Annotated in this window: 4 protein-coding genes and 2 pseudogenes; 5 read left to right on the forward strand and 1 reads right to left on the reverse strand. The window is 42.7% G+C overall.

The genetic code is table 11. The features are described from left to right. Positions 1-144 (forward strand): annotated as a pseudogene (locus tag F6K20_RS15610) (preQ(1) synthase); the annotation flags it as partial. A gap of 167 nt (positions 145-311) precedes the next feature. On the opposite strand, the gene F6K20_RS15615 reads toward F6K20_RS15610, so the two are convergent. After that, positions 312-1,079 (reverse strand): WecB/TagA/CpsF family glycosyltransferase, encoded by a 768-nt coding sequence (locus tag F6K20_RS15615; protein ID WP_008179049.1) that lies wholly within the window; start codon positions 1,077-1,079, stop codon positions 312-314. A 1,374-nt stretch (positions 1,080-2,453) separates the two neighbouring features. Between F6K20_RS15615 and F6K20_RS15620 the strand changes: the two genes are divergently transcribed. The 4 genes and pseudogenes from F6K20_RS15620 to F6K20_RS15635 form a co-directional block, all read left to right on the forward strand. Further along, positions 2,454-4,121 carry an alkaline phosphatase family protein gene (locus F6K20_RS15620; RefSeq protein WP_287248828.1) on the forward strand — a complete coding sequence of 556 codons (1,668 nt, stop codon included), beginning with the start codon at positions 2,454-2,456 and terminating at the stop codon, positions 4,119-4,121. Between the two features lie 376 nt (positions 4,122-4,497). Beyond that, positions 4,498-5,559 carry a polysaccharide biosynthesis/export family protein gene (locus F6K20_RS15625; RefSeq protein ID WP_008179040.1) on the forward strand — a complete coding sequence of 354 codons (1,062 nt, stop codon included), beginning with the start codon at positions 4,498-4,500 and terminating at the stop codon, positions 5,557-5,559. A 253-nt stretch (positions 5,560-5,812) separates the two neighbouring features. Continuing rightward, a complete protein-coding gene (locus tag F6K20_RS15630) occupies positions 5,813-7,342 on the forward strand; it encodes a GumC family protein (protein WP_008179036.1) in 1,530 nt (509 codons plus the stop codon). Positions 7,343-7,417: 75 nt separating this feature from the next. Then, positions 7,418-7,840, forward strand: a pseudogene (locus F6K20_RS15635) (O-antigen ligase domain-containing protein); the annotation flags it as partial.

A 7,840-nucleotide genomic window follows, 5' to 3' on the forward strand; every position in this document is an offset into this window, starting at 1 on the left:
TGCTACATCTCCCACGAAGAGAGTATCAACCAAATTTTAGATGACTTCGTAGCCGCCTGTAACCCCGAAGAAGTCACCATCAAGGGGGATTTTAACCCACGGGGTAATGTTCACACCGTTGTAGAAGTGCGACACCAAAAGTAATTGGTACAAACGTAATCGGTAATCTTGAGGATCCAGTTAGCTTGGTCAGTGACCTGACGAGAATGGCTCAATGATCAATTTTGTGCCTTCCTCCCTTCCTGTCCTTTGGATCTTCGCGGTTTTCCTCCAAACAATTCCCATATAAACCGAAACGATATCACTTGGGATCAATTCAGATTGACCCTAGCTGGTGGCAACATAGAACTCTTGAGTTTTTGTTTCAACACTAACCAAAGGAAGACCGGAGCATCAAACAGGTATCGCCGCCACAATCGTCGCGGTTCAGATAATAGCCTGTGTAACCATTCCAATCCTACATCACTCATCCATTCAGGCGACCTTGGTTTAGTGCCTGCTTCAAAATCAAGGGTGGCACCTACTGCCATGAATATTTTGATGTTTGGTAATTGATCTTTGTACTTATGTATCCACTTTTCTTGTTTAGGTGCACCAACTCCCACAGCTAGTACTGTAGCTCCAGAGTTCTTAACCATTTCGATGATTTCTCGGCATTCAGCATCATTCTTCTCAAATCCGAATGATGGGGAGTGCGCAGCGATAACAATTTCTCTGCCAACTCTAGCATTGACATTTTCTTGAGCTTGTTTAGCGACTCCTTCTCGTCCACCTAAGAGAAATATTTTAATAGTCTTATTGTTTCTGTGATAATCATAAAAAGCTGGAAAAAGGTCAGATCCAGAAATTTTCTCCTGTATGGGTGACCCCAAGAACCTCGACGCATAATACACAACTTTACTATCACATAATCTATAATCGGCAATTCGATATGCCTTCATGAATTCAGGGTCTTTTTGTAGCTTGACTAAGTGATCGACATTGGGAGTGAAAATCACCCCGGTATCGAGCCGCTTTAACAGCTCTGACTTGGATATATTATCAATCTCTAAGTTTAGTATTTTCACTATTTCTCTCATGTTTAACCTTTTTACTTTACGATGTCTCTCCTACCTAAGGAATAAGCACTAAAAACAGCCGCCAAGCTTTTCCCAACAATCTTCAGACTTGGAGCCGAACTCAGTCAATTTGCCATTTCCCGATCGGCTACCCAAGTTAGCTTGATACTGTTTCGAGCAAGAAGATTTTATTTGGAAAAGAATAAAATTACATTATCACAGTTTTAGTAATTTGACTATAGTAGCTCTGAAAAATTATTGGTAAATACCCTTAGGTGCCCTTGACCCGTAATTAAATTCGCTCAAGGTGCGCGCCTCCTAGGGCGAGTAAATCGCCCTTGGGTCGCACCTTTCGGCAAAGCCGACGCGGGGCGCGTTCGGGTCCCACCTGTTTTCTAGATAGCTGAACCTATAAATATTCCCTAATTAAACAACAGTAATCCCTTGAGGTAGATTACACCAGGGTTTGATAACAATGATCTCAGTAATTTGACATAAATCTATTTTGGTATTAGCATTAAACTCTAGTTCACTGTGTTAAGAAGCGATGAATTATCCCTCAGGACAGTGTTAGGTAATTCACGAAATATTCAATCTCATTGTCACAGCGTGAACTAGAACGTATCGAGGGGAGAATTGGTTACTAATCATAACGTTATAGATTAGAGTCAACTCTGATTGAATCAATCAGGCTGTCTGGGAATGAATTAAGTTTTCCCTCCTCCTAGTAACTCCCAATCTGCTTAGATGCTTATAGCTTAAAAACCTCAAGTCAATTCCTCTCTATAATACTTAGGAAGAATAGCTTTATTTAGGCTTTATTTAGGCTTTATTTATTTGTTATGTATTAGGGATTTACTTTAATTAAAATTACTGGTTTTTATGGTTGCACCAGTCCTCCGTTATGGTTCATTGATGGTTAGTTAATGGTTAATTATACCATTAATATCATAGCCTATGGGCGAGTCCAGCCTAGTATTTTCTCTGAACTTAATAAAATCTTTAAATATTCTTCATCGACTCTACATAAATGAGCTAACAAGGGTAATTTTTCCAGATCACGAGTCGTTGTTTTGATCAGGTAGTATTGATCAGGTCTATGCCTTATTTTAAGAAGATTTTTTACCAGGGAGTAGCTCACCAGTCGAGTCGGAGAACTAGTCGAGCTAACAAATGCCTCAAATCTTTGCTACTTATAGAATGAGACTACATAGTGTGATCGATAGCAGTAGTCTTTACAGAAACTTTATAAAAGCCTACTCTAAGATTCATCGATCCTTCAACCTTCATCTGTGTGAAGCCGACTATCGTTATTTGTAAGGTTAGATGCTGAGCTAAACTAGGCACACTACTTAACCTACCAGAAAATTACCCGCACATCTACCGACCACAACAATGAGAAACCCTGTAATTGCCATTGGCTTGGATGCTGCCGACCCTGCCTTGATAGAGCAATGGATATCTCAAGGACATCTGAAAAACCTGCGTCGCTTACGAGAACAGGGATCTTACGGACGTTTAAAGACATATGAATACTACCGGGCTGAGACTCCCTGGACAACATTCCTTACTGGTTGTTCTCCTGAGCAAACAGGGTACTGGGCACCTCTGAAAATTAAGGAAGGCACTTACGAAGTAGAAGACATTCAAGCCTACGACTTTGCTGAGTATCAACCCTTCTATGGCTTGGGAGATGACTATCGGGTGGCAGTCTTTGATATGCCTCAAGCTCCCCTGTCCAATCAGGTCAATGGGTTGCAAGTCCTTGCTTGGGGAGCTCACTCTCCTCAGACTCCCAGTCATTCCATACCCAAATCCTTGCTACAGGATGTGATTGATAAGCATGGTGAGCATCCTGTCTTACGCAAAGACCATGCCAGTATTATGGATGTGGCAGCACTCAAGGGTCTTCAAGCACAACTGGAGATTGGTATCGCCCGCCGGGGTGCCATTTGTCAAGACTTGTTGCAGCAGATGCCGTGGGATTTCTTCTTAACAATCTTTGGTGAAACCCATACTGCAGGGCATTACTTCTGGCACCTGAGTCAGCCGGATCATCCTCTCTACCCATCTGTAGGTGCTAAATGCCCTGGAGATCCCGTGTTAGAAATTTTTGAAGCTATTGACGAAGCCATTGGTGGCATTTTGAGCAAAGCCCCGGATAATGCCCAGGTCGTAGTATTTGCTGCCCATGGTATGGGGTCTAACGTCATGGATCTACCGAGTATGTTGTTCCTGCCAGAATTTCTCTATCGCTGGAGTTTCCCAGGTAAATATGGCATTGCTCGTGGCAAGTATGGTAAACCCCCAAAACCCCTAGTCAATGATGCCAGGGCGAAAAAGGGTTGGATGGGAAAAGTATGGAGCCTCAAGCATGAATCGAATCCACTCAAAGGTTTTTTGAGACGTCAACTCCCTACCAAACTTTTCAATCCCATCGCACCCTTGTTTGGTTCCACTCCTGCACCGGATCTCATTTCTCCGTTCAAGATGCAGGCAGAATCTGATCCATTCTTCTTCCAGAGTCCATCCTGGTACCAACCGTGCTGGCCTCAGATGAAAGCATTCGCGCTGCCTAGTTATTCGGAAGGATATATCAGGATTAATCTCCAGGGAAGGGAACCTCAGGGTATTGTCGCCCCTGATCAGTACGATGCTGTATGTGAGGAATTGACTCAAAAACTCTACCAGCTTAAAGATGCTCGCACTGGGGAACCAATGGTGAAGGAAATTATCCGCACCCGCCAATCGGCAACTGAAACTGGTCCGAAATTACCTGATGGTGACTTAGTCGTTATCTGGCAAGAAAAATATGCTACTGACGTAGTAGATAGTCCCGATATTGGACGCATTGGTCCAGTTCCCTTTAATCGTACTGGTTCTCACCGCTCTGATGGCTTTTTGGTGATTAAAGGACAAGATATTGAGCCAGGTTCTAGTTTACCAGCTGGTCATTCTCTAGATTTAGCCCCCACTATTCTGAATTTGATGGGAGCGCCCATTCCTGAATATTTTCAGGGTAAGCCCCTCTCGGCAATTAAAGAAACTGTTGTGGTTGGTTAACTTAAACTTAACTATAGCATTTGTATGTATTTGAGATGTAAACCTAGAAGGTCTTTTGTTATTTTCCAATAAAACTCCGGAGCTCTTGCCCCTCTAGCATGCATGCCTCTTGCCTCTTGCCTTTTTCGGCAATACGTGTGTTTACAACCTAGATACAAACGCTATAGTTACTTATATACTTGAATTACTCGCAAAGGGAATTGAGTGTTTTTTGTTAAGTGTTTTTTGTTGAATGTTTTTTGTTGAGTGTTGATCGTCAGTCAACACTCAAACACTGACCCAAACCCCCCTATACTAAGTGTTATCACGTGTTATCACTAAGTGTTATCACTAAGTAATAGCACTAAGTAATAGTTGTGAACCCAGAGATTCTTCAATGTCCATTCTCAAGTTTTGGATAGCAGGGTTAATTACTACCGTAGCAGCAATAGGTTTATCAGTTCCCAGTTGGGCTCTACCACTGTCTCCTGGCGATCGCCTTAGACTCTTTGTGGCTGGCGAAGAAGAAATCCCGGAAGCTGAACGCTTCAGTGCCACCTATGAAGTTAATCTGGATGGTTACATCAAATTCCCCTACCTAGACCCGATACTGGCAGCGGGTCGAGAAGTATCAGAAATCGAGCAAGACCTAGTCAAGGCTTTACTTGAAGGAGGCTTTTTTCAGGCTGATTTCCTCAAAGTCAGCATTCAACTGTTTGAGTGGGCTCCAATTCAGGTAACTGTGGGAGGAGCGGTTTTTGAACCTGGTCGGGTTTTGATTAATGATACGGATTCTAAAGGTCGAGACTTACCGGCATCGATTGCTACTGTCTCAGGAGACTATCCTCCAGAACGCTACCTAACCTTTGCCATTTTAACGGCTGGCGGCATCAAACCAAATGCCAACATTGAACAGGTGCGGTTGGTTAGGGGTGAACAGGAACAGGTAATTGATTTATCTGGTGTCTTCACCGGATCACCAGTGGAGGATATTCCCTTGATTGCTGGAGACCAAATCATTGTTCCTACTCGGGAGTTGCCTCAATATTATCTAGCCAGACCTTCCCAGCTTACTCCCTCAACTATTCCTGTGTTTCTCTCCAATCTGACTAATCCCAATAATGGACGTGACCTTAGAGTCCAGGAAGTTGAATATGGCTCCCGTCTGTCTCAAGCTGTAATTGCTGCTAGTTGTGTCGGAGGCACAGAAACCACAAATGCAGATCGCCGTGCTCTGTTACTGCAAACTGACCGTACTACTGGGGAAACTCTGGCAATAGAACGTTCTGTAGAGGACTTGGTGAAGAAGCCTAATGATGACCAAGTTAATCCAGTGCTGATGCCAAGAGATAGTGTCGCTTGCTATGATTCAACGGTCACTAATGTCAAAAGTGTTTTTGACTTTATTGGGGATATCTTCAATCCCATTCGGATTATTAAAGACATATTTATACCCTAATTCATATTGAGGATAGCTGAAATGTTATAATTAATGTATCTATCACAAGTTATAAGCTCAGGGGATCTGACTCTTCATCAGGGGTGTATTGGCTAAGGGTTTAAGCCATTGCTTGATAGTGGGGTAAAACTCTCTGCCAAGTCTTTCATAATAGAAACTATAAAAAATCATAACTTAAGACTACAACTTAAGACTACAACTTAAAACTACAACTTAAAACTCAAAATGTGGATTTGCCAGGTGAGATGCTCCAATGACTACTAATTATAATACCATAGCCCCATATCCCTATGAAAAATCAAATCTCATGCCTCTACGTTGGCTATTTTACTTGTGTTTAGGGATATCCATTAATGCCGGAATTTGGGGCTTAACATTTTTTTATTTGAAATCAGCTCAGCCAACTTATACCAGTAAATGGGCAGTATCACTTCCTGTCTCAGGCTCATCCACCAGAATTAATATCCCAGAATTAGGGGGAGCGAGTTCAGATGTTAGGTCACCATTTGGCGATCGCTCCCATGACCCGAGGGAAAAGATGAAATTCATTGCGGAAAGTAAGCCGGTGCTTAAGGATGCTGCCAGTATACTGAACATGTCCTCTCAAGAGCTGGGCAAGCCTAGGGTCAAAATTGTTGACAATTCAACTATGATGGCCTTTGAAATCACAGGAGACTCTGCTGAGGAAGCCCAACAGAAAGGTTTTGCTATGCACCAGGCTTTCCAGGAGAGACTTGAACAACTTAGGCAAGAAGAAGTAGGAGACAATCAGCTACCAATTCAAGCTGATTTGGAGGCAGCTAAGAAAAATTTAGCAGATATTCAAAGACGTCTGTCTGAACACAAAGCTAGAACTGGATTGAACTCGAAAGAACAAGTTAACCAGCTATCATCCACTATAGAAAGTTTACGACAACAACAAATCGATTTGTTAGCCCAAGGGCGAGAAGCAAAAGCCAATCTTAGCAACCTCTCAGCTAATCTCAAGTTGTCGTCTGGACAAGCTGCTGATGCTTTTGTACTTAAGGCTGACCAGATATTTCAGCAAACCCTAAGGGAATACAGTCAGGCTACGGCAGCCCTGACGGTTTTGAGTTCCAAATACGGTTCCAAGCATCCATCTGTAGTGGACGAGAAGAGCAAGCAAGAGAGTGCTAAAGCAGCTTTGCTAGAGCGTAGTCAATCTCTGTTAGGTCGCCCCATGTCTTTAGCAATTATTGACCAGCTCAGTGTTAACTCTGGGCCTGAAACTGGTTCTTCCCGGGAAAATTTGCTGCGCCAAATTGTTGAGGTGGAAGCACGGCAACAGGGTGTGGAAGCTAGAGCCTGGGTATTAACCAACCAGATTGCTGAGCTCGAAGCCAAACTCAAACAAATGAGCCAGGATGCTTTGAGGATGGAGATCCTAGAACGCAATATGCGCATTGCGGAAACTATCTATGCTTCAACCTTAACTCAATCAGCCATTGGTCGATTCAACCAATCCCTTTCCTATCCTCAAGTTCAGCTGCTAGCTGAACCCAGCTTACCCCCAGACGCGATAGCACCGAAAAAGTCATCGGCCTTACTTGGTGCAGCAGCTGGTTCATTGTTAATTAGTGCAGGACTATTTTTACTCTGGTTACGTCCCCATTTACAAGGTAAATCACAACCCTCAATGTACGGCAAAGTAGAATCGTTTAATTCTGATGTTCCACCCTTACGTTCTCAACCATCAAATAATAGTTTCACAACATCTAATAGCTTCACATCGCCAATCGGGAACCAAAGAAAAGATTTCTGATGCAACTAATCCACTTGTTATCAAGCTAGACATCATAGCATGGCACCAGTAACCTAAGCCATTAGGCAGGCTTTAATGAAACCCCAAAACTTTGAAGAAAAAGTAGTTTTCTATTATATAATTTCCACCTACTTATTATTTTTTTTAGGCGCACAGTTTGTTTTTGCCCCAGCTCTAGCTTGGCTGCTAACCTTTTATCTAATTAAGAAGCTTTGGCAGCAAACATCAGATACTCCACCGGAAGAAAGGATTCGGATTCCCATTGGAGTCTGGGTCTGGATTGTTTGCATATCAGTCATTGGCCTAGCCTTAGTTGTGGGTCATTTAGATTGGGGTTTTTCAACTGTTAAAACGATAAAATCCTTTATTAACTCCTTTTTGAGAACTTGGGCGCTTCTGGCCTTATTTCCTTTAATTGGTTGCCTCAACATCCGACCACAAATAATCTATAGAGCAATTTCTATCCTTTCCCTACAAACTCTGATCTTGGTGCCAATT

This window comes from Moorena sp. SIO2C4 (genome assembly GCF_010672485.1).
GTDB classification, from domain to species: Bacteria; Cyanobacteriota; Cyanobacteriia; order Cyanobacteriales; family Coleofasciculaceae; genus Moorena; species Moorena producens.

Bases quoted from the DNA above. Each gene is read 5' to 3' on its own strand.
- F6K20_RS15615 (WP_008179049.1), bottom strand. From the start codon at position 1,079: ATGAGAGAAATAGTGAAAATACTAAACTTAGAGATTGATAATATATCC.
- F6K20_RS15620 (WP_287248828.1), top strand. From the start codon at position 2,454: ATGAGAAACCCTGTAATTGCCATTGGCTTGGATGCTGCCGACCCTGCC.
- F6K20_RS15625 (WP_008179040.1), top strand. From the start codon at position 4,498: ATGTCCATTCTCAAGTTTTGGATAGCAGGGTTAATTACTACCGTAGCA.
- F6K20_RS15630 (WP_008179036.1), top strand. From the start codon at position 5,813: ATGACTACTAATTATAATACCATAGCCCCATATCCCTATGAAAAATCA.